The following is a 20,889-nucleotide window of genomic DNA, read 5'->3' on the forward strand; positions in this document are numbered from 1 at the left end:
ACCGGTCCGGGGACGGGCGCGCGCAGGTCAAGCCGCCACCTGCCGGACTGCGATCGTGGCCATCATCGCCTCGCGCAGCTGCTCCGGAGTCACCGGCTTGTACAACACCGGGATGCGCGCCGCGCTTATCTCGCGCAGCCGCTCGTGTTTGGTCTCGCCGGTGATCAGCAGGCGTGCGAAATCCCCGAACCCCTTGCCGCGGTAGTGCCCCTGCAGCGCACGGATGACGTCCAGCCCGCTGCGGCCACCGCCCAGCTGCAGATCGCTGACGACGATGTCGGGGGGGATCGGCCACGACCTGGCCACCCGCATCGCCTCGACGCCGTCCGCGGCGGTGGCCACGATGCAACCCCAGCTCTCCATCAGTATCCGCAAGCCCTCGAGGATCGCCGGCTCGTCGTCTATGGCGAGCACGCGCAACCCGGTCACGTCCAGCGGCGGCTCGGGTGTCGGATCACCCTCATGGCAAGCCACCCGCGCCGCCGCTGGTACTTCGATGGCGAAGAGCGTGCCCCGTCCCAACCTGGACTTCAGCGCGATCGGCACGTCGAGCAGGGCGCACAGACGCTGCACCGTCGCCAGGCCCAGGCCCAGGCCGCGGCGCTCGCCCGGCGGCACCGGCGCATGGCTGTGTCCCTGGAAGAACTCCTCGAACACGCGCTGGTGCTGCTCCGGCGGGATGCCGGGTCCGGTATCCCAGACGTCGATGCGGATCCTGCCGGCGCGGCAGCGCGCGGCGATCAGGACGCCGCCTTCGGCAGTGTAGCGGATCGCGTTGCAGACCAGATTGTTGAGGATGCGGGACAGCATGACCCGGTCGCAGCGCACCCAGGCGTCGGTCTTGCGCACGATCAGGCGCAGTCCGCGCTGCTCTGCGCCCATGCGGAAGGTCCGGCTGACTTCGTCGAACAGACCGTCGAGGGCGAATTCGCCGATCGCGGGCTGCATCGCGCCGGCCTCCAGGCGCGACAGGTCCAGGAGGGAGTTGAACAGGTGGTCGAGCGAGTCGACGCATTCCTGGATGTGGTTGATCCGCGACAGCCGCACCGGGTCCTTCTCGCCCAGGGTCAACGCCGACGAGAACAGGGTCAGCGCCGACAACGGCTGGCGCAGGTCGTGGCTGGCGGCGGCCAGGAACCTCGCGCGCGCCTGGTTGGCGGTCTCCAGGGCCGCGTTCTTGCGCTCGAGTTCCAGCGTCGCGCGTTCGATCTGCCGCTGCATGTAGCGGCTGGAGTCCTGCAGCGCCGCGACGGTGGCGTTGAACCCCTCCTGCAGCTGCCGCACCTCGTCCTTGCCGGTCACCGCGACCGGACGCAACACCCGGCCGCTCCCGCGCGGCGCGATCGCGCCGGCGAGTTCGATGATCGGCCTGCCGATCCTGCCCGCGGCGCGCCAGGCGATCGCCGTGGCCACCGAGAACAGCAACAGCAGCAGCGCGACGGAGGTGAACAGGCTGGAGCGTTGCGCCGCGGCGATCGGCCGGCGTTCGTTCTCGATCCGCAGCGTGCCGATGCGGCGTCCGTCCACGCCCGCGATTTCGGCCTGAGTCTGGTACGCGCTCCCGGCGCCGATCCCGCTGTCCGCCAGCACGGCGCCGTCCGCGTCCATGACGACGATGCGCGCCAGGCCGTGCCGCTGGCTCATGCCGGCCATCCGCAGGCGCAAGCGGTCGTGGTCGCCGCGCTCCAGCATCGTCGCCACGGCTACGGCGGCCTGTCCGGCAAGCGCCAGGTCGCCATCCTCTCCGATCCGCTGCAACTCCCGGTACTGCATCCCATGCATCACGGCGGCCAGCGACAGCCCCACGACGATCGCCGGCAGCAGCGCCAGCCGCGCCAGCGTGCGTACCAGCCCGCCACGGGTATCGCCCCGGCGCATGGGAAGAACCGGACATTCCGGCGAGCTCGAAGGCTCGCCGGGAACGATGGCGGACATGGGCGTGGCCCTTCCTTCGCGAGCAGGATGCGCATCCCCTGACAACCGGGGAAAACGCAGCTACTGCAACCGGCAGGCCACGCCGCCGCGCACGGCGGGCCACCGGGCGGCCGACCGGCAGCCGGCCCCACCCTTGCCAAGAGCCGTTTCAAGGCATTTGGCCGGATTTATCCGAAGTTGGTGCCGGGAGGCGCTTCAGCCGCCGGCAAGGCGGGAGCTGCCATGGGAGGCCCCGCCGACCGGCCGCGCAAGGACGCTTGTCTTGCGCCCGGTGCGGGGAGGCAAGGTGGACGGCGGACCGGTGCCGCCGCCCGGAAGGGACGCCCTGGAACCGGCCGCGCGATCCGGCCCGTCGCGGAGTCCTGGCCGCCGGACACCCTCTAGAGCACACCCGCTACGATTGAGGGCATGGCCGCATGCCCACCGATCCACCTGCCGGACCTGCCAGACGAAGTGGCCGGTGGCGCCCTCGTGGTCGCCTACAGCGGCGGCCTGGATTCGACCGTGCTGCTGCATGGTCTGGCCGCGCGGCCCGACCTGCACGCGCGCGGCTTGCGTGCGGTGCACGTCCACCATGGCCTGCAGGCGCAGGCCGACGCCTGGGCCGCGCATTGCCGGCGACAGGCCGCGGAACTGGGGATCGCCTTCGAAACTTTGCGTGTGAACATCGCGCGCGACGCCGGCCAAGGCCTGGAAGCAGCCGCACGCGAGGCGCGCTATGCGGCCCTGTCCGCAGTCCTGGCACCGGGCGACGTACTGGTCACCGCGCACCATCTGGACGACCAGGCCGAGACCTTCCTGCTGCGCGCGCTGCGTGCCTCCGGTCCCGAAGGCCTGGGTTCGATGCGGCCGCTGCGCCCGCTGGGACAGGCCTGGCAGTGGCGTCCGTTGCTGTCGCAGCCGCGCGAGGCGCTGCTCGCCCATGCGCAAGCGCACGGCCTGTCCTGGATCGAGGATCCCAGCAACGCCCTGCCCGACCCGGACCGCAACTTCCTGCGCCTGCAGGTGCTGCCGCTGCTGCGGACACGCTGGCCGCACGCATCCACCTCGCTGGCGCGCAGCGCCGCGCTGTGCGCGCAAACCGACGCGTTGCTGGCGCAGGAGGACAAGGCGCTGCTGCGCATCCACACCGGCGACGATGCGCGCACGCTGCGCGTGCCGGCGCTGAAGGCCCTGCCGGCCGAGCGGCGCGCACGCCTGCTGCGGCACTGGATCCGTGCACTCGACCTGCCGCCGCTGCCTGCGCGCGGAGTGGAGCGGATCGAACACATCCTGCTCGGCGCGCGCGAAGACGCCCGCGCGACCTTCGCCTGGGCCGGGGCACGGGTGCTGCGCTGGCGCGACTTCCTCCACGCCGACCGCGTGCGCGAGCCGTTGCCGGCGCAATGGAGCGCGCAATGGGATGGCCATCAACCGCTGCCGTTGCCCGACGGAGGACAGCTGCTGCTGCGCGATGGCGAGGGTGGCGCCACGACCGGGTTCGATGCCCCGCTGCGCGTCCACGCCCGCCAGGGCGGCGAGCGCATCGTCCTGCCCGGACGCGCGCACTCGCGCCCGCTCAAGCACCTGCTGCAGGAACGCGGCGTGCCACCCTGGCGACGCGCGCACCTGCCGCTGCTGTCGGATGCCACCGGCCGCCTGCTGGCGGCCGGCGACGTGGTCTGGGGCGACGGCCTGGCACAGTGGCTGCACGCCCGCGGCTGGCACCTGGCCTGGCATCCGCCCGCTGAAAAGGGGTCCGCTGAAAAGGGGTCAGGTTCATTTTCCGCTTGCGGAAAATGAACCTGACCCCTTTTCAGCCTGCGTTGACCCTTCCCCACTGCACCGCGCACACTTCGCGCATGTCCAAGAAAGCCACCCAAGACGCCTCGCCGGTCGCCCAGTTCGAGCAGTCGCTGGATGAACTCGAACAGCTGGTCGAGAAGATGGAACACGGGGAGATGAGCCTGGAGGACTCGCTGGCCGCCTACGAGCGCGGCGTCGGCCTCTACCGCCGCTGCCAGGCCGCGCTGGAACAGGCCGAACTGCGCGTGCGCCTGCTCACCGATCCGGAACAGCCCGACAGCGCCCAGCCCTTCGCCGGTCCCGATGGCGACTGAGGACTTCGCGCGCTGGGCGGCGCGCACCGAGGCCACGCTCGAACGCCTGCTTCCGGACCCGTCCGGCGAGCCGTCGCGGCTGCACGCGGCGATGCGCCACGCCAGCCTCGGCGGCGGCAAGCGCATGCGGCCGCTGCTGGTCTATGCCGCGGGCACCGCGCTGGGCGCCGACGAGGCGCTGCTCGACGCGCCGGCAGCGGCGGTCGAGCTGGTCCACGCCTACTCGCTGGTCCACGACGACCTGCCGGCGATGGATGACGACGACCTGCGCCGCGGCCGACCGACCGTGCACGTGGCCTTCGACGAAGCCACCGCGATCCTCACCGGCGACGCGCTGCAGACCCTGGCCTTCTCCGCGCTGGCCGCGGTCGACGCCCCGGCGCAGCTGCGCATCGACTGGGTACGAACGCTGGCCGACGCCTCCGGCGTGGCCGGCATGTGCGGCGGCCAGGCATTGGACATCGACGCCACCGGAGGGGGGGGAAGAAAAAGGGGTCAGGTTCATTTTCCGCTCGCGGAAAATGAACCTGACCCCTTTTTTTCGCTTTCTCGGCTGCAGCGGATGCATGCGCTCAAGACCGGCGCGCTGATCCGCGCCGCGGTGCGCATGGGCGCTCTGGCCGGCGGCGCCGACGCCGCTACGCTGGCCCAGCTGGACATGTTCGCCGCTGCGCTCGGCCTGGCCTTCCAGGTGCGCGACGACCTGCTCGACATCGAGGCCAGCTCCGAACAGTTGGGCAAGACCGCGGGCAAGGACGCCGCCCAGGACAAATCCACCTACCCCACCCTGCTGGGCATGGACGGCGCGCGCGCCAAGCTCGGCGAGCTGGCCGTGGCGATGGACCAGGCGCTGGCGCCGCTCGCCCCCCGGGCCGCGACGCTGGCCGCGCTGGGCGAACTGGCGGTACGGCGCTCGCACTGAATCCCGCCCGCCTTCTGCAGGAGCCCATTCATGGGCGACACGGGCGGCCGGAACGTGAGGGCGTCGCCTGTGCCGACGGCGTCGGGTCGCCGGCTGAACCCGGCTCCTACAACAGCAACCGCGCGCATCTTGTAGGAGCACAGCTTGCTGGCGACACGGGCGCCAGGATCACAAGGCCGTCGCCTGTGCCGACGCCGTAGGTTCGCCGATGAATCGGCTCCTGCATGGAAAAGGGCCCGGACATTGCCGGGCCCCGTGTTCTCCGCAACGGATCCGTCGCGCGCTACTTCACCAGCCGCAGGGTGAACGGATAGCGGTAGGCGATGCCGTCGTTCGCCTTGATCGCGGCGACGATGGTCAGGATCAGCCAGGCGATGAACAGCAGCAGGCCCAGCGGCGCAGTGATGATCACCCCGAGACCGAAGGTCAGCAGGGTGATCAGGAACAGGATCACGCCGATGATCAGCAGGGTGATGTTGAAGTTCAGCGCTTCCTTGGCCTGGTCGCTGGCGAAGGGCATGGTGTCCTTCTTGACCAGCCAGATGATCAGCGGGCCGACGATGTTGCCCACGCCGCCGGTGAACAGGCCGGTCAGCGCCGACAGGTGGCCGAACAGCGCCCATTGCCGCTCTTCGCGGCTGGCGGCGCCTTCCGGCGCCGGTGGCGGTGCGGTATAGGTCTCGAACTCGCTCATCTCGTTCCCCTTCAAGTTGATGTCTGGACGGATACGGCGCCGCCCCCGTCGCCGGCGCCTCACATCCGAGGATACGTCATCCGCCCCCTGCAACGGTCATGCGCCCCACCAGGATCGGCCCGGTGCGGATGTGCGAGCGCGGATCGGCCTGGCCGCCCACCGCCTCGATCGCGGCGAACATGGCACGCAGGTTGCCGGCAATGGTCAGCTCGTCGACCGGGTACGCGACCGCGCCGTCCTCCACCCAGAAGCCGGCCGCGCCGCGCGAATAGTCGCCGGTCACCGGGTTGACGCCCTGTCCCATCAGCTCGGTCACCAGCAGCCCGCGGCCCATGCCGCGCACCAGTTCGTCCAGCGTGCCGGCATTGGCGGTGACCTGCAGGTTGTGCACGCCGCCGGCGTTGGCGGTGGTCTGCAGGCCCAGCTTGCGCGCCGAATAGCTGCCCAGCACGTAGCGCTGCAGCACCCCGCCGGCGACCAGCGCGCTGTCGCGGGTGGCCACGCCGTCGGCATCGAACGGGGTCGAGCGCAGGCCGTGGCGCAGCAGCGGGTGCTCGTCGACCGCGAACCACTCCGGGAACAGCCGCGTGCCGACGCTGTCGAGCAGGAAACTGGCGCGCCGGTACAGCGCGCCGCCGGACACCGCGTTGAGCAGGTGCCCGACCAGCGAGCGGGCGATCTCGGCCGAGAACAGCACCGGGTACTCGCCGGTCGGCGCACTGCGCGGATCCAGCCGCGAGGCGGCGCGTTCGGCGGCGCGGCGGCCGATCGCCGCCGGCGACTCCAGGTCGCCGCGGGCCAGGCCGATGCTGTACCAGCCGTCGCGCTGCATCCCGTCGCCCTGCCCGGCGATCAGCGCCACCCCCAGCGAATGCTGGGTCTCGCGCTCGCGGCCGACAAAACCGTGGCTGTTGGCGTACACCGACAGGCTGCCGCCGCTGCCGAACGAAGCACCATCGGAGTTGGCGATGCGCGAATCGGCCTCGCGACCGGCCGCCTCGCAGGCCAGGGCCAGGTCGATGGCCTCGTCGGCATCCAGCCGCCACGGGTGCCAGGTATCCAGGTCCGGGAACTCACGCGCCATCAGCGTCGCGTCGGCCAGGCCGGCGGCCGGATCGTCCTCGGTGTGCCGGGCGATCGCGCAGGCCTGTTCGACCGTGGCCTCCAGGCTGGACTCCTGCAGGTCGGCGGTACTGGCACTGCCCTTGCGCTGGCCGAAGTGCACGGTCACGGCGATGCCGCGGTCGCGGGTGGACTCGACCGTCTCCACTTCGCCCAGGCGCACCGACACGTTCAGCCCATGCTCCTCGCTGCAGCTCACCTCGGCCTGGCTGGCGCCCAGCGCCTTCGCCCGCGCCAGCAGCCGCTGCGATATCTCCGCCAGCCGGTCCAGCCGGGCGCCGCTGTCGTCGTTGCGCGCGATGTCGTTCACGTGTTGCACCTCAAGGAATTCCTGTTGTTCGAGTCGAGCGGGTTCGCGGTGACGACCGCGCGGCGCCGGGAATAGGCATGCGGCCCGAACCCGCCGTCGTCCCCGCGCAGGCGGGGACCCAGTGTCTTTCGCAACGGCAGGCGCGCGACAGCCAAGTCGCTGGGTCCCCGCCTGCGCGGGGACGACGGCAGGAGGTGACTGATGCATGCGGCAGCGCAGTCGTGCTGTTCATTGACGAAGCCATGATCGTCACGTTCGCTGAAGACGTGGCGTGCAGGGGATGTCGCGGTCCGCTCGGGGGCATATCCCTGTGCCCACTCGCGGACGCGGCCATCCATGGCCGCTGCCGCGACATCCCCTGCATGCCGTGGCTCCATCCGGAGCCGACCACGCCCGCCGCTTTCGCCGTTGCCGTTGCCGTTGCCGGTCGAGCATCTCGGCACCCGCAGCGCGGCGTTGCCGGCAAGCCGGCTCCCGCCAACGGCTCCCGGCCCCTCCGCGCCGGAATTCAGGCCGGCCCGGGTAGAATCCCCGGCACACGACAGAACCCCAGCCCCATGCGCGGACGCGACGAAGACACCGGCGAATACCTCTCCCCCAGCCGCAGCCAGCAGCGCCGCGAAGCGCTGGAAGTGCTGGAGCTGGCCGAAAAGCTCGCCAGCCTCACGCCCAGCCAGCTGGCCAAGCTGCCGATCCCCGAGGACCTGCTCCCGCACATCGAGCAGACCCGCAGGATCACCGCCCACATCGCCCGCAAGCGCCAGCTCGCCTTCCTGGCCAAGCAGATGCGGCGCGAGGATGACGAAACCCTGGAGGCGATCCGCGACGCCCTCGACGAGGACGGTGTCGCCGCCCGCCGCGAAGTGGCCGCCATGCACCGCGTCGAAGCCTGGCGCGACCGCCTGCTCGCCGACGGCGACGCGGCCTTGGCCGAACTGCTGGAAGAACACCCCGCGGCCGACCGCCAGCACCTGCGCCAGCTGGTCCGCAACGCCCTGGAGGAACGCAAGCGCAACAAGCCGCCGCGCGCCTTCCGCGAACTGTTCCGCGAACTGCGAGCGCTGCTGGTCGGCGGCACCCATGACCGGGAAGCCGGCTCCGACGGCGATGCCGTGGCCTTCGACGACGAAGACCGCGAGGACTGATCCGCCCGGCGCACGCGCGCACGCGGCCATGCCGCGCCTCACGCCCGCGTGCCGCCCACGGTCAGCCCATCGATCAGCAGCGACGGCTGGCCCACGCCGACCGGCACGCTCTGCCCGTCCTTGCCGCACACCCCCACGCCCTCGTCCAGGGCCAGGTCGTGGCCGACCATGCGCACCTTCTGCATCGTCTCCGGCCCGTTGCCGATGATGGTGGCGCCCTTCACCGGCGCGGTGACCCTGCCGTCCTCGATCAGGTAGGCCTCGGTCGCCGAGAACACGTACTTGCCGCTGGTGATGTCGACCTGGCCGCCGCCGAAGTTGACCGCATACAGGCCCTTCTTCACCGAGCGGATCATCTCCTCCGGGTCGTGCCGGCCGGCCAGCATGTAGGTGTTGGTCATGCGCGGCATCACCAGGTGCGCGAACGACTCGCGCCGGCCGTTGCCGGTCGGGGCCATGCCCATCAGCCGCGCGTTGAGCGTGTCCTGCATGTAGCCCACCAGCACCCCGTCCTCGATCAGCGTGGTGCAGCGCGTGGGCGTGCCCTCGTCGTCGATGTTGAGCGAGCCGCGGCGGCCGTCGAGGGTGCCGTCGTCGACGATGGTCACGCCCGGCGCGGCCACGCGCTGGCCCATCCGCCCGGCGTAGGTTGAGGTGCCCTTGCGGTTGAAGTCGCCTTCCAGGCCGTGGCCGACCGCCTCGTGCAGCAGCACGCCCGGCCAACCGGCGCCGAGCACCACCGGCATGGTGCCGGCCGGCGCATCGACCGCGTCGAGGTTGACCAGCGCCTGGCGCAGCGCCTCGCGCGCCAGCTTCTCCGGGCGCCCGCCGGAGAACAGTTCCTCGTACGAATAACGCCCACCGCCGCCGGCATAGCCCGACTCGCGGCGCCCGCCCTGCTCCACGATCACCTGCACGTTGAGCCGCACCAGCGGCCGCACGTCGGCGGCGAGCACGCCGTCGCTGCGCGCCACCAGCACCGTGTCCACGCCTCCGGACAGGCTCACCGAGACCTGGATCACGCGCGGGTCGGCCGCGCGCAGCAGCCGGTCCAGCGTTCGCAGCAGCTCGACCTTGTCCTCGTTGCCCATGCCGTCGACCGGATCCAGCGCCGGATACAAGGCATGCCCGCCGGCACGCACCAGCGAGCGCGGCGCGTGCGCAGCGCCGTCACGGGCGATCGCCCGCGCCGAACCGGCGGCCAGGCGCAGCGCGTCGGCGTTGATGTCGTCCGAATAAGCGAAGCCGGTCTTCTCGCCGCTGATCGCGCGCACGCCCACGCCCTGCTCGATCGAGTGGGCGCCGTCCTTGACGATGCGGTCCTCCACCGTCCAGCTCTCGCGCCGCGAATGCTGGAAGTACAGGTCGCCGAAGTCGATGCCTGGGCCCAGCAGCGCGCCGAAGGCGCGGTCCAGCGCGGAGGGATCGAGGCCGCCGGGCAGCAGCAGGCGGGATTCGGCGAGGGTCAGGGCGGAGTCGGTCATCGTCACTCGATGGGGGCGCGCGGCAGGGAAGGCAAGCGCGGCCACGGGGGCAGCGCGCGGACGCCTATGATGACAGCACGGCCCGGAACCGCCTTCACCGCTTCCGTCCCGGCCACGCATCCGCCACGGAAACCGCTGCATGAAGATCACCGCCCACGTCCTCGATGGCCACACCCTGGACATCCGTCCCGCGCCGCGCGAGCGCGAATGGATGGACCGCACCGACCAGCGCTACGCCTACCGCTGCCTGCCGCTGGACATGGCGAACGCGTACGGCTGGGAGCTGCTGTGCCAGACCGGTTTCCATGCCGAATGGGACGGCGGCGACGCGCTGGAGGCAGTGCGCGTGCTGCCCGACCCGGGCACCGCCGCGCCGGCGCTCAGCCACTTCGGCTACGGCGTGCTCACCTTCCACGTGCCCTGCTTGTTGCGCACCGACCCGGGCGTGGAGCTGATGGCGACCGCGCCGCTCAACCGGCCCAAGGACGGCATCGCCGCGCTCACCGGCCTGGTCGAGACCGACTGGAGTCCCTACACCTTCACCATGAACTGGAAGTTCACCCGGCCCGGACGGGTGCGTTTCGACGCCGGCGAGCCGTTCTGCCACCTGCTGCCGCTGCAGCGCGCGCTGCTGGCGGACGCACGGGCCGAATGGCGGCCGATCTCCGAAACGCCCGACCTGGACGAGCAGCACCGCCGCTGGACCGCCAGCCGCGGCCACTTCCTCGAGGACCTGCCGAAACCGGATTCGGATGCTGCGCGCGAACAGTGGCAGCGGGGCTACTTCCGTGGCGTGGACATGCACGGCTGTCCGGCGGAGGGGCACCGGGTGAAGTTGCGGTTGCCGAACTTCGTGCGCGGCGGCGAGTAGATGTTTCGGGTAACACCGAGGCTTCAGCGGCGAGCCCTCCAAAGAAGCCAACCAAGACCTGCGCCGCTTCGGAGCACCGAAGCACTTCCCTTCTCCCTCCGCGAGAAGGTGCCCGAAGGGCGGATGAGGGTACGGGAGCGCGACGGCGATTTGAGCCTCTGCAGCCACCCCGACCCTCTCCCCAACCCCCGCTCCGCGCCCCGGCCCGCGCCAGCGGCGCGGGCGTTCAACCGCACGCGCGCCAATGGCGCGCAAGCCGTGCGGTCTCACCCCGGAGGGAGAGGGGCTTCACAGAGCCGGCGGCACCAGCCGCTCAGTGCATCCCGGCATCGCGCCCGGTCACGTCATCCTCGTCGCGTCGCGACTGCTCGCGGCTGATCACTTCCACCTTCGGCTCCTTCCACGGCCCGCTGACCCGATAGGTCTTCGCGCCGATCTCGCCCAGCGGCCGCGACAGCACCGCGTTGGCCGCCGCGCCCATCGCCGCGCCGACCGGGCCGCCGGCCACCGCGCCGACCACGGTGAGCAGGTTGCCTGACTTGGGCAGCACGTCGATGGTCTGGTCGAAGCGCTGCGCGCGCAGGTCGGTGTTGCCGCGGATGCGGATGTCGGCCGCCGGGCCGTCGATCAGCATGTCGTCGGTATGCGCCTGGCCATCGGCGAAGCGCACGCTGCCTTCCAGCCGGTCGAAGGCGAAGCCTCTGGAGAAGAAGTCGCGGAAGTCGAGCATCATCCGCCGCGGCAGCTGGGCCAGGCTGAACAGCCCGAGCACGCGGCCTGCGCCGGGCTCCACTTCCAGCAGCTGGCCGTCGCGGGCGGCGATGTGCAGGTTGCCCTGCAGGCCGGCGAGGCGGAATCCGGCCGGCGTACCCGGCCAGCTGGCGTCGAAGCGGACCTGGCCCTCGCCACGCGCCAGCCAGTTGCGGTAGCCGAGCCCGTCCATCAGCCGGCCCATGTCGCGACTGTCCACCTGCAGCTTCAGGTGGGTGCGCGCGGCATCGCCGCGGCCCAGCCATTCGCCGCCGCCCTCGATCCTGTGTTCGCCGGCGTGCACCTGCAGGCGCTCCACGCGCAGGCCGCCGGGCACCGGGCGCGTGCGCAGCGAGGCCTGGCCCAGCGCGGCGTCGCGGTAGCGCAGGTCATCCACGTCCAGCGCCAGCGGCGGGATCGCGGCCGGATCGAAGCCGGCATCGGCGGTGGCGCGGGCGGCGTCCGCCTCGTCGTCTTCGGTCCCGGCCGCCAGCCGGTCCGCCGCGGCGCCACCCCGCGCCTGCGGCGGCTGCCAGTGCAGGCGGGTGAAGTGGCCCTGCACGGCGCCGCCGTCCTGCTCGGGCACGCTCACGGTGCCGGCCAGGGCCGGGCCGTCGACCTTCACTTCCAGCGCCTGTGCACCGGGGCGCAGGGTCAGCCGGGTCGACGGGAACACGCCGCCGAGCAGGTGCAGTTCGTCGGCGAGCACGTCGACCTCGCGCAGCGGCACGCCGCCGCCCTCGCCGCCGCCCTTGGCCAGGCCGATCCATTCCAGCGCGTCGAGCGAGGCGGTGCGCCCGCCGATGACCATGCCCGAGGCCGGCGGGTCGGCATCGACCGAGGCGCCGCCCAGCTTCACCCGCACGCCGGTCTGCCCGTTCTGCTGGCGCGCGCGCAGTGCCATGCGCTCGCCGAAGACCACGTCGATCGCGCCGCTGCCCAGCGGCAGGCCGACCTGCACCGTGGTCGGCAGTGGTTCGGCGGCCGGCTTGGCCAGCGGCGAGGGCAGGTCCAGCGTAGTGCCCACCAGCGACGAGCCCAGCCGCAGCGTGCCGGTGGTCGCGCCCAGCGGACGCTTCGGCAGCGTGACCTCCAGCGTCCACGGCGAGCGGCCGTGCACGCGCGGCGCCAGCCAGTCCAGTTCGGGCGCGCGGGCGAACAGGTCGGCCGCGTCCAGCGGCACGTGCAGGGCGGCCTCGAACAGGTTCGCCGTATCCTGCACGTGCCGGCCCGAGCGCAGCGCCAGGGTGCCGTCCTGGCCGCCGTGCCGCACCGCCAGCTGGCCGGCCTCGAAGCCGGTGCCGTCGAAGCGGACGTTGCCGCGCACGTCCTCGAACGCCAGGTTCCAGCGCTTCTCGGCCAGGCGCGCGCCCTCCAGGGCCACGCTGCCGTCGATCACGGCCGACCCGCGGCCGCTGCCCAGCGGCAGCTCCAGGGCGAAGCCGGTGGTCGCCGGGCCGGACACCTCGAGGTTGGCCAGGGTCTCGGCGTTCTCTTCGTTCAGCGGGCTGTGCCGCAGCAGTTCCAGCAACCGCGCAGCGTCGCCGCGGCTGCCGGCGCGCACGCGCAGCGGCGCGTCGCCGAAATCGGCGATGCCAGCCTGCAGTCGCTGCACCGGCACACCGTCGATCGCGCCGCGGCCCTGCACGGTGAAGCCGTTGCCGACGAAGGCCACCTCGGCCTGCAGCGACTCCAGCTCCGGCCAGTCTTCCTGGAAGCGGATGCGGCCGTCGCGGATCGTGGCGGTCGCCTCGAAGCGGCCGTTGTCGTGCACGAACGGCCAATCGTCCAGGTCGCCGGCGACCAGGGCGCGGCCACCGGCGACGGTGCCGTCCTGCAGCGCCATGTCCAGCCAGTCCACCGCCGCCGGCGACATCTTGTGGTGGATCCAGAACTTGCTGGCCACCTGCACCGGCGCATCGTCCAGTTCGACGGCCAGGCCGATCCACGGCCGGGTGCCGTCGCCCTGGAACCACATCCCGCCGCGCGCCTGCGCGCCGTAGTCGGCGCCGTCGATGCGCAGCGCCGGCGTCGCCACCTCCCAGCCGTCGCCTTCGCGCCAGGCCAGCAGGCGGCCATCCAGCGCCAGGTCGTGGACCACGCCGAAACCGCTGGGCCAGTCGAAGCGCAGCGCGCTGCGCGGATCCAGCGCCAGCTCCCAGCCCTGGCCGTCGCCTTCGAACCGACCGGCGAGCCCGTCCAGGCCCGGCGCATCGCCGACCGCAGCGAAGGCCACGCGCTCCAGCCGTCCCTGCACGCGCAGGGGCCCGCCGCGCACGCCGGCCACTTCCAGCTGCGACAGCTCGGCCTGCGGCGCCGCCTGCACCATCCAGCTGCGCAACGCCGGCGGCAGGCGGTCGCTCAGTGCGGCCACCGCCAGCAGCGGCGTCGCATCGATCTCGTCGGCCAGCAGCGCGTAGCGACCGCCGCCGGCGACGACCAGTCCGTCCAGGGTCTGCGCGCCGCGCTGGTCGCTTACCCGCAGCAGCGGTGCGTCCAGGCGCCAGCCATCAGCGGTGACGCGCCAGCGCGCGCGGCCGCGCAGTTCGTCCAGCCGCACCTGCGGCAGCAGGCCGTCGTCCAGCGGGGTGCCGGCCAGCAGCAGGTGGCGCAGCTGGAACCGGGTGGTCGCCAGCACCACGCGGTGGCCGCGCAGTTCGCCCCAGGCCTCGACCTGGCCGCGGCCTTCGGCCGGCGCGATCCCGGCGAAGTGCAGCAGCGGCGCCCATGCGCCCAGCTCCTCGGTATCGAGGTCGAACCAGGCGCGGCCGTCGCCGCTGTCGCGGTCGAATTCCAGGGCCAGCGTCGCCGGCGCCGCGTCGGGGCGGATGTGCGCCCGCGCGCCGGCGACGACGTGGCGACCGTTCACCTGCAGGCGCAGGTCGATATCCGGGATCCGCGTGCGCAGGCCCAGCTGCGGCGCGCGCACCTCCAGCTCGCCGCCGATCACCTGCAGTTCGCCCAGCCCTTCCAGGTAGTCGAGCGGATCGGCGGTGCTGCCGGTCATCGGCAGGCCGCGCACCGACCAGCGGCCGTCGTCGCCACGCTCCAGGGTGAGCGAGGGGCCGCGCAGGCGCAGCTCGGTGAACGAGCGCCCCGGCAGCAGCCCGGCGTACATCGACAGCAGCACCTCGGCCTGGCCGATGCGCACGCCGCCGTCGGCCTCGCCGATGTGCAGGCCTTCCAGCTGCAGCAGCGGGCCGCGCCGGGTCCATTGCGTCTTGACCCGCTCGAAGCTCACCGGTCGGCCGGCCTTCTCGCTCAGCCAGGCGGCGATGCGCTCGGGATGGCGCTCGGCCAGCGGCAGCACCTGGCTGGCCGCGCCCAGCACCAGCGCCATCAGCACCAGCACCACCGCCAGCAGGTAGGCGGTCCAGCGACGGGCCAGGCGCAGGCGGCGGCGGATCGGGGTTGGCATCAGCGCCACGCTCCGCGCGAGGCGGGGAACGGGTAGCAGGAAACGGGAAGCGCAGTCAGCGGGGTGCGGCCGTTGCCTTCATTGCCCGTTCCCCGTTCCCGGCTCTCCCCCTTAAAGCAGCACCACATCGAACTGCTCCTGCAGGTACTGCTCGTCCGCCTGGAAGCGGATGCTCTTGCCGAGGAACTCCTCCAGCTCGGCCACCGCGGCCGACTCCTCCTCGGTGATCCGCGCCACCACCTTGGGCGAGGCGATCACCAGCAGGCGCGCGGCGTCGAACTGGCGCACCGCGCGGGTGATCTCGCGGAAGATCTCGTAGGTCACCGTCTCGGCGGTCTTGACCGAGCCGCGGCCGCCGCACTGCGGACAGGTCTCCGACAGCTGTCGCTCCAGGCTTTCGACCGTGCGCTTGCGGGTCATCTCGACCAGGCCCAGCGGCGAGAAGTCGTAGACCGTGGTCTTGGCGTGGTCGCGGGCCAGCGACTTCTCCAGCGTGCGCAGCACCTGGCGGCGGTGCTCCGGATCGGACATGTCGATGAAGTCGATGATGATGATCCCGCCCAGGTTGCGCAGGCGCAGCTGGCGGGCCACCGCCTGCGCGGCCTCCAGGTTGGTGCGGTACACCGTCTCCTCGAGGTTGCGCTGGCCTAGGAACGAACCGGTGTTGACGTCGATGGTGGTCATCGCCTCGGTCTGGTCGATGACCAAGTAGCCGCCGGACTTCAGCGGCACCTGCTTGTCCAGGGCGCGGCCGATCTCGTCCTCGACCCCGTACAGGTCGAAGATCGGGCGGTCGCCGGCGTACAGCTCGATCTTCTCGGCCAGCACCGGCATGTACTTGGCGACGAACGCCTGCAGCCGGTCGTAGGTGTCGCGCGAGTCGACCCGCACCTTCTCCACGTCGCGCCGGATCAGGTCGCGCACCGCGCGCAGCGGCAGGCTCAGGTCCTCGTAGATGACGCTGCCGGCCGACGCCTCGCGGCCGCGGCGCTCGACCACGTTCCAGACCCGGGCCAGGTAGGCGATGTCCTCGGCCAGCGCCTCGGCCGGCTGGCCTTCGGCGTTGGTGCGGACGATGTAACCGTGGCCGCCGTGGCTGGCGGACAGGTCGGAGACCAGGGTCTTCAGGCGCAGGCGCTCGGCCTCGTCCTCGATCCGCGCCGACACGCCGACGGTGCGCGACTGCGGCAGCAGCACCAGGTAGCGCGAGGGAATGCTGATCTGGGTGGTCAGGCGCGCGCCCTTGGTCCCGATCGGGTCCTTGACCACCTGGACCACGATCTCCTGGCCGTCGCGCAGCAGCTCGACGATCGAGGGCGTGGGCAGCGGCAGCGGCGGTGCGTCGTCGGCGATCCCTGCATCCACCGGCGCCGGGCGGACCACGTCGTTGGCGTGCAGGAACGCGGCGCGCTCCAGCCCGACCTCGACGAACGCGGCCTGCATGCCCGGCATCACCCGCTGCACGCGGCCCTTGTAGATGTTGCCGACCACCCCGCGCCGCCAGCCGCGCTCGATGTGCAGCTCCTGCAGCATGCCGTTCTCGACCACCGCCACGCGGGTCTCGCGCGGGGTGACGTTGACCAGGATCTCCTCGGACATGCCCGCCCTCACCCGGCCACGGCGACGCGGGCGCCGGCGTCTTCGGCGGCCGCTTCGGCCGCGGCGTCGAGCAGGCGCGCGGTCTCGTGCAGCGGCAGGCCCATCACTCCGGAATAGCTGCCGGCCAGGTGTTCGACGAAGGCCTCGGCGCGGCCCTGGATCGCATACGCGCCGGCCTTGCCCATCGGCTCGCCGGTGGCGACGTAGGCGGCGATCCGCGCCTCGTCCAGCGGCGCGAAGCGCACCTCGGTCGCCGACAGCGCCTCGCGCTCGCCGGCCGCGTCGACCACCACCACCGCCGACAGCACGGTGTGGGTGCATCCGGACAGGCGCCGCAGCATGGCCGCCGCGTCGGCGGCATCGGCCGGCTTGCCGAACACCTCCTCGTCCAGCACCACCTCGGTGTCGGCGCCGAGCACGCGCGCATCCGGTTCGGCGGCCACCTGCGCCCAGCCGGCGCGGGCCTTGTCGCGGGCCACGCGGCGCACGTAGGCGGCCGCGTCCTCGCCCGGCGCCCGGACTTCCGGGACGTCGACGTCGAGCACGCGGTGGGACAGGCCCAGCCGTTCGAGGAGTTCGGCCCGGCGGGGGGATTTCGAGGCCAGATACAGCATGGGCACAGGATAACCCGCGGCAGCTGGCTGAACCGTGGCTCGCGGGCCCGGGAACGGGCTCGACCCCGCCCGGGCTCACGGCGCGTTCATCCGTGCGAACCGACCCTGCCGCGCAGTCCATGTGCCGCACATACCGACAAGGAGATTCCCGATGCGCCATTCCCTCGCCGCCCTGCTCGCCGCGGTCGCATTGTCCGCCCCGGCCGCCGACGGCGCCCAGGCGACCCCCACCGTACCCGCCGACGCGACCCTGCTGTCGGTCTCGGCCCAGGCCGAGGCACGCCGGGCGCCGGACATCGCCACGGTCTCGGCCGGGGTGGTCACCCAGGCCGCCGACGGCAACGCCGCCATGCGCCAGAACGCCGAGCAGATGAACCGGGTGCTGGCCGCGGTGAAGGCGGCCGGCGTGGCCGACAGGGACGTGCAGACCAGCGGCATCCACCTCAACCCGCAATACCGCTACGAAGAGAACCAGCCGCCGCGGATCACTGGCTACCAGGCCAGCAACAACGTGAGCATCAAGCTGCGCGACGTGGCCAAGATGGGCCAGGTGCTCGACGCGCTGGTGGCCAGCGGCGCCAACCAGGTCAACGGCCCCAGCTTCGGCATCGACAATCCGGAACCACTGTACGACCAGGCCCGGCTCGAGGCGCTCAAGCGCGCGCAGGCGCGCGCGGAGACCTACGCCGCTGCACTGGGCCTGCGCGTGCGCCGGATCGTCAGCATCGGCGAGGGCGGCGGCGGGATGCCGATACCGATGCCACGCATGGCGATGAGGGCCGAGGCCTACGACAGCACCCCGGTGGCACCGGGCGAGAGCAGCGTGTCGGTGCAGCTGGAGGTGGTGTTCGAGCTGGGGCGCTGAGGCGGTCCTTCGCTTCTCGAAGCGGCGGCTTCCGCAAGTCGGGCAGGGCCGGTTCCGACCGGCCACGCCACACACACTACCGCTCCCCCATGCCGCGGCCTACGACCTTGGTCGATCCATCCGCATCCCCTCTTGCAACAGCCTCCATTCCAGGCGCAGTCTGGAACCGGCCATCGCGGCTAACCCCGGCCGCCCTGTCCGTGCGTTGTTTCCTCCGTCATTCCCGCAATGGAGGTGGATCATGGTTCGCACGCTGCCGTCCGATGTGTCTCGCCGCCTCGATGCCTCGCGCATCCTCGCCATCAGCTTCGCCATGGCCGTGCACGCGCTGGCGCTGCTGGTCCTGCTGCTGCCGCTGACCCAGGCCCCGCCCGCCGAAGTCCGCAAGGAACCGGCGCCGCCACGCTGGCAAGTCACGCAGGTCGTGCCGATCCCGCCGCTGCCGCCGCAACTGGTCGAACAGCCGCGCACCGTGACCCCACCGCGCCCGCAGACGGCGCCGGTGCAACGCACGCAGCCGGTGCTCGCGCCGGCGGTCGTCGACCAGGGCACCCTGCAGGCCGAAACGGCCACGGAAACGGTCGGCCCGCCCGATCTCGCACCCGTCGATCTCGGCCAGCCCCTGCAGGGCGCGCAGCTGCGCTACGCGGTCGCCCCGCCGCCGCCCTACCCGCGCGACGCGATCAAGGCCGGCGCCCAGGGCACCGTGCTGTTGCGCGTGCTGGTCGACGTCGACGGCCGCCCGCTGGAAGTGATCGTCGACCGCAGCAGCGGCCACCGTTCGCTGGACCGCGAGGCGGTGCGCCAGGTGCAGCAGCGCTGGCGCTTCGAACCGGCGATGCGCGACGGCCGCCCGGTCCAGGCCTGGGGGCTGGTGCCGATCGGCTTCAGCCTGCAGTAGCGCGCTCTGCGCCTCCCCTTGCCGCGCAGCGGCAGGGGGAGGATGGGTGGGGGTAAGCGTTTCTGCTCTTGCCGGTCCCTCCGCGCAGAAGCCAAAGCACTCCCTCCCTGATCCGTGCGGCCCTCAGGCACAGCCTTCGGGCGTTCATCGGGCCGCACGCCAAGGGCGTGCAAGCAGCCCTCCTCACCCCTTCGCAGTGCGTGCAAAGGGAGGGATCAGTGCGGTCGCGTTGCCGAGGATCGCGCTCAGGCGCGGTGGTAGGGATGGTTGGCCAGCATCGCCGCGGCGCGGTACAGCTGTTCGGCCACCACCAGCCGCACCAGCATGTGCGGCAGGGTCAACGGTCCCAGCGACCAGGATTCGGATGCGGCGGCCAGCACCTCCGGCGCGTGGCCCTCGGGCCCGCCGACCAGGAACGCCAGGTCGCGGCCCTGCTGGCGCCAGTGCTCCATCCGCTGCGCCAGCTGCTCCGACGACCACGCCTTGCCGGGCACGTCCAGCGCGACGACGTGCGCGTTCTTCGGCAGCGCGGCCAGCACGCGGCGGCCCTCGTCCTCGATCGCGCGCTGCGGATCGCGGCCCTTGCCGCGCAGCCCGGGCTCGACCTCGACCAGTTCCAGCGGCAGCCAGTGCGAGAGCCGCTTGCGGTACTCGGCGAAGCCCTCCGCCACCCAGGACGGAGCGCGTTCGCCGGTGGCGATCAGTCGTGCCTTCATGGCGGCCATGGTAGCCGCCAGGGCCGGCGCTACGGGATCGGCAAGACCGGACGGCGGATGCGGCATGCCGACCGCAGCGCCGACCCGCCGGCAACGACCTGGCCGGCGCGAAGATCCGGCCTGCCGGCCGCGCGACATGGCCCGGTCTTGTAGGAGCCGGGTTTAACCGGCGACACGGGCGTCGGAATCACGAGGGAGTCGCCTGTACCGGCGTGGCGTGTCGCCGGCTGAAGCCAGCTCCTACAAGAAGCAGCGGAGCGTTCTTGCCTGGGCAAGAGCCGGTCTTGCGGACGACATGGTCGCCGCAACCCACGGCGCGTGGATCAGGCTTCGGCGTCGCCTGGCTGATCGCCGACGGTCCACAGCCGCTCCAGCGCGTAGAACTCGCGCACCCGAGGCAGCATCACGTGGACGATCACGTCGCCCAGGTCGACCAGCACCCATTCGGCCTCGCGCTCGCCTTCCACGCCCAGCGGCATCGCGCCGAGCTTCTTGGCGAACTTGACCACCTCGTCGGCGATCGACTTCACGTGGCGGGTCGAAGTGCCGGAGACGATGACCATGTGGTCGGTGACGCTGGTCTTGCCGCGCACGTCGATCTCGACGACATCCTTGGCCTTGATCTCCTCCACCGCCGCGCGGACGGACGCCAGCAGGATCTCCACGGGCGGCGGCGGTTCGGGAAGACGGGTCTTGATGACGTGGGCTTGGCTGCTCAAGGAGGGCTCTGGAAGTCGACCGGGCGGAACACGGGGGCGATTATACCGGCGCGGCGGCCCGGCCCGCGTTCACGTTGGACGGTACAGGCGACGGGCGTCGATCCAGTCGGCCACTGCCGGCGGCACCTGGCTGCGCCAGTCCGGATCGCCAGCGGCGATGGCCCGGCGCACCGTGGTGGCCGACTCGCCGCGCAGCGGCTGGCGCAGGGCATGGAAGCGGCCGGCCGGCGCGGCGGCCAGGTCCGCCGGATCCGGTGTCCAGCGCCCGCCGGCCTCGGCGGCCAGTTCCGGCGGCAGGTCCGCCAGGTCGCCGCTGCCGTCGCGGGCGGCGACGATGAAGTGGGCCAGCTGCGGCAGCCGGCGCCAGTGCTTCCAGGTCGGCAGCGAACGGAAGCTGTCGGCGCCCACCAGCAGCGCCAGCGGCGCCGCCTCGCCCAGTTCGGCGCGCAGTTCGTGCAGCGTGTCGACCGTCCAGGACGGGCCGGCGCGCCGCAGTTCGCGTCGGTCCACGCGCAGCCGCGGATCGCCGGCCACGGCCAGGTCGAGCATGTGCGCGCGCTGTTGCGCATCGGCGCCGGGCGCGTCGCGGTGCGGCGGATCGGCCGCCGGCGCCAGGGTCACCGGCACCGCGAACGCCTCGGCCGCGGCCCGGGCGATGGCCAGGTGGCCGTGGTGGACCGGATCGAAGGTGCCGCCGTACCAGATCGTGAGCACGCCGGATCGCC

17 protein-coding genes are annotated in these 20,889 nt (G+C 72.2%); 7 read left to right on the forward strand and 10 right to left on the reverse strand.

From position 1 onward, the window contains the following. Positions 1-27: 27 nt before the first annotated feature. Positions 28-1,878 carry an ATP-binding response regulator gene (locus WQ53_RS03215; RefSeq protein WP_052630351.1) on the reverse strand — a complete coding sequence of 617 codons (1,851 nt, stop codon included), beginning with the start codon at positions 1,876-1,878 and terminating at the stop codon, positions 28-30. Between the two features lie 465 nt (positions 1,879-2,343). Here WQ53_RS03215 and tilS point away from each other — a divergent pair, with 465 nt between their 5' ends. Genes tilS through WQ53_RS03230 form a run of 3 tightly spaced genes read left to right on the forward strand, consistent with a single transcriptional unit; the run spans position 2,344 to position 4,956 of the window. After that, positions 2,344-3,717, forward strand: a complete 1,374-nt coding sequence (gene tilS / locus WQ53_RS03220; protein ID WP_052630353.1) for a tRNA lysidine(34) synthetase TilS — start codon at positions 2,344-2,346, stop codon at positions 3,715-3,717. Between the two features lie 59 nt (positions 3,718-3,776). Next, positions 3,777-4,034, forward strand: coding sequence for an exodeoxyribonuclease VII small subunit (locus WQ53_RS03225; RefSeq protein ID WP_052630355.1), 258 nt, complete (start codon positions 3,777-3,779; stop codon positions 4,032-4,034). Then, a complete protein-coding gene (locus tag WQ53_RS03230) occupies positions 4,024-4,956 on the forward strand; it encodes a polyprenyl synthetase family protein (protein ID WP_052630357.1) in 933 nt (310 codons plus the stop codon). The genes WQ53_RS03225 and WQ53_RS03230 overlap by 11 nt, the downstream gene beginning before the upstream one ends. A gap of 283 nt (positions 4,957-5,239) precedes the next feature. On the opposite strand, the gene WQ53_RS03235 is transcribed toward WQ53_RS03230, so the two are convergent. Both WQ53_RS03235 and pmbA read right to left on the reverse strand, forming a co-directional pair. After that, positions 5,240-5,650: a DUF4870 domain-containing protein gene (locus WQ53_RS03235; protein WP_052630359.1), complete on the reverse strand. Its 411-nt coding sequence runs from the start codon at positions 5,648-5,650 to the stop codon at positions 5,240-5,242. A 76-nt stretch (positions 5,651-5,726) separates the two neighbouring features. Beyond that, positions 5,727-7,082 (reverse strand): metalloprotease PmbA, encoded by a 1,356-nt coding sequence (gene pmbA / locus WQ53_RS03240; protein ID WP_052630361.1) that lies wholly within the window; start codon positions 7,080-7,082, stop codon positions 5,727-5,729. Between the two features lie 557 nt (positions 7,083-7,639). Here pmbA and yjgA point away from each other — a divergent pair. After that, positions 7,640-8,227, forward strand: a complete 588-nt coding sequence (yjgA, locus tag WQ53_RS03245; protein ID WP_052630363.1) for a ribosome biogenesis factor YjgA — start codon at positions 7,640-7,642, stop codon at positions 8,225-8,227. A 38-nt stretch (positions 8,228-8,265) separates the two neighbouring features. Here the strand turns inward: yjgA and tldD are convergent, their stop codons facing one another. After that, positions 8,266-9,711 (reverse strand): metalloprotease TldD, encoded by a 1,446-nt coding sequence (gene tldD, locus WQ53_RS03250; RefSeq protein ID WP_052630365.1) that lies wholly within the window; start codon positions 9,709-9,711, stop codon positions 8,266-8,268. A 139-nt stretch (positions 9,712-9,850) separates the two neighbouring features. On the opposite strand from tldD, the gene WQ53_RS03255 reads away from it, so the two are divergent. After that, positions 9,851-10,582, forward strand: a complete 732-nt coding sequence (locus WQ53_RS03255; RefSeq protein ID WP_052630367.1) for a DUF6065 family protein — start codon at positions 9,851-9,853, stop codon at positions 10,580-10,582. A 313-nt stretch (positions 10,583-10,895) separates the two neighbouring features. Here WQ53_RS03255 and WQ53_RS03260 read toward each other — a convergent pair whose 3' ends face one another. The 3 genes from WQ53_RS03260 to WQ53_RS03270 all read right to left on the reverse strand — a co-directional run bounded on the left by WQ53_RS03260 (position 10,896) and on the right by WQ53_RS03270 (position 16,963). Beyond that, the gene (locus WQ53_RS03260; protein ID WP_052633902.1) at positions 10,896-14,750 is read right to left on the reverse strand and encodes a YhdP family protein; all 3,855 of its coding nucleotides are present in this window, start codon (positions 14,748-14,750) and stop codon (positions 10,896-10,898) included. 111 nt (positions 14,751-14,861) lie between these two features. Next, on the reverse strand, positions 14,862-16,349 hold the full coding sequence (gene rng, locus WQ53_RS03265; RefSeq protein ID WP_052630369.1) for a ribonuclease G: 1,488 nt from the start codon (positions 16,347-16,349) through the stop codon (positions 14,862-14,864). Between the two features lie 8 nt (positions 16,350-16,357). Then, entirely contained in the window at positions 16,358-16,963 is a 606-nt protein-coding gene (locus WQ53_RS03270; RefSeq protein WP_052630371.1) for a Maf family protein, read from the reverse strand. 151 nt (positions 16,964-17,114) lie between these two features. On the opposite strand from WQ53_RS03270, the gene WQ53_RS03275 reads away from it, so the two are divergent. Together WQ53_RS03275 and WQ53_RS03280 are read left to right on the forward strand one after the other, a co-directional pair. After that, on the forward strand, positions 17,115-17,828 hold the full coding sequence (locus WQ53_RS03275; protein ID WP_052630372.1) for an SIMPL domain-containing protein: 714 nt from the start codon (positions 17,115-17,117) through the stop codon (positions 17,826-17,828). Positions 17,829-18,069: 241 nt separating this feature from the next. Beyond that, a complete protein-coding gene (locus WQ53_RS03280; protein ID WP_052630374.1) occupies positions 18,070-18,729 on the forward strand; it encodes an energy transducer TonB in 660 nt (219 codons plus the stop codon). A 245-nt stretch (positions 18,730-18,974) separates the two neighbouring features. Here WQ53_RS03280 and rlmH read toward each other — a convergent pair whose 3' ends face one another. The 3 genes from rlmH to nadD all read right to left on the reverse strand — a co-directional run bounded on the left by rlmH (position 18,975) and on the right by nadD (position 20,878). Continuing rightward, the gene (gene rlmH / locus WQ53_RS03285) at positions 18,975-19,445 is read right to left on the reverse strand and encodes a 23S rRNA (pseudouridine(1915)-N(3))-methyltransferase RlmH (RefSeq protein WP_052633903.1); all 471 of its coding nucleotides are present in this window, start codon (positions 19,443-19,445) and stop codon (positions 18,975-18,977) included. A 323-nt stretch (positions 19,446-19,768) separates the two neighbouring features. Further along, positions 19,769-20,164 carry a ribosome silencing factor gene (gene rsfS, locus WQ53_RS03290; RefSeq protein ID WP_052630376.1) on the reverse strand — a complete coding sequence of 132 codons (396 nt, stop codon included), beginning with the start codon at positions 20,162-20,164 and terminating at the stop codon, positions 19,769-19,771. Positions 20,165-20,233: 69 nt separating this feature from the next. After that, positions 20,234-20,878 (reverse strand): nicotinate-nucleotide adenylyltransferase, encoded by a 645-nt coding sequence (gene nadD, locus WQ53_RS03295; RefSeq protein ID WP_052630377.1) that lies wholly within the window; start codon positions 20,876-20,878, stop codon positions 20,234-20,236. Positions 20,879-20,889: the final 11 nt, after the last annotated feature.

Origin of the sequence: Pseudoxanthomonas suwonensis (assembly GCF_000972865.1) — a bacterium.
Lineage (GTDB): Bacteria > Pseudomonadota > Gammaproteobacteria > Xanthomonadales > Xanthomonadaceae > Pseudoxanthomonas > Pseudoxanthomonas suwonensis_B.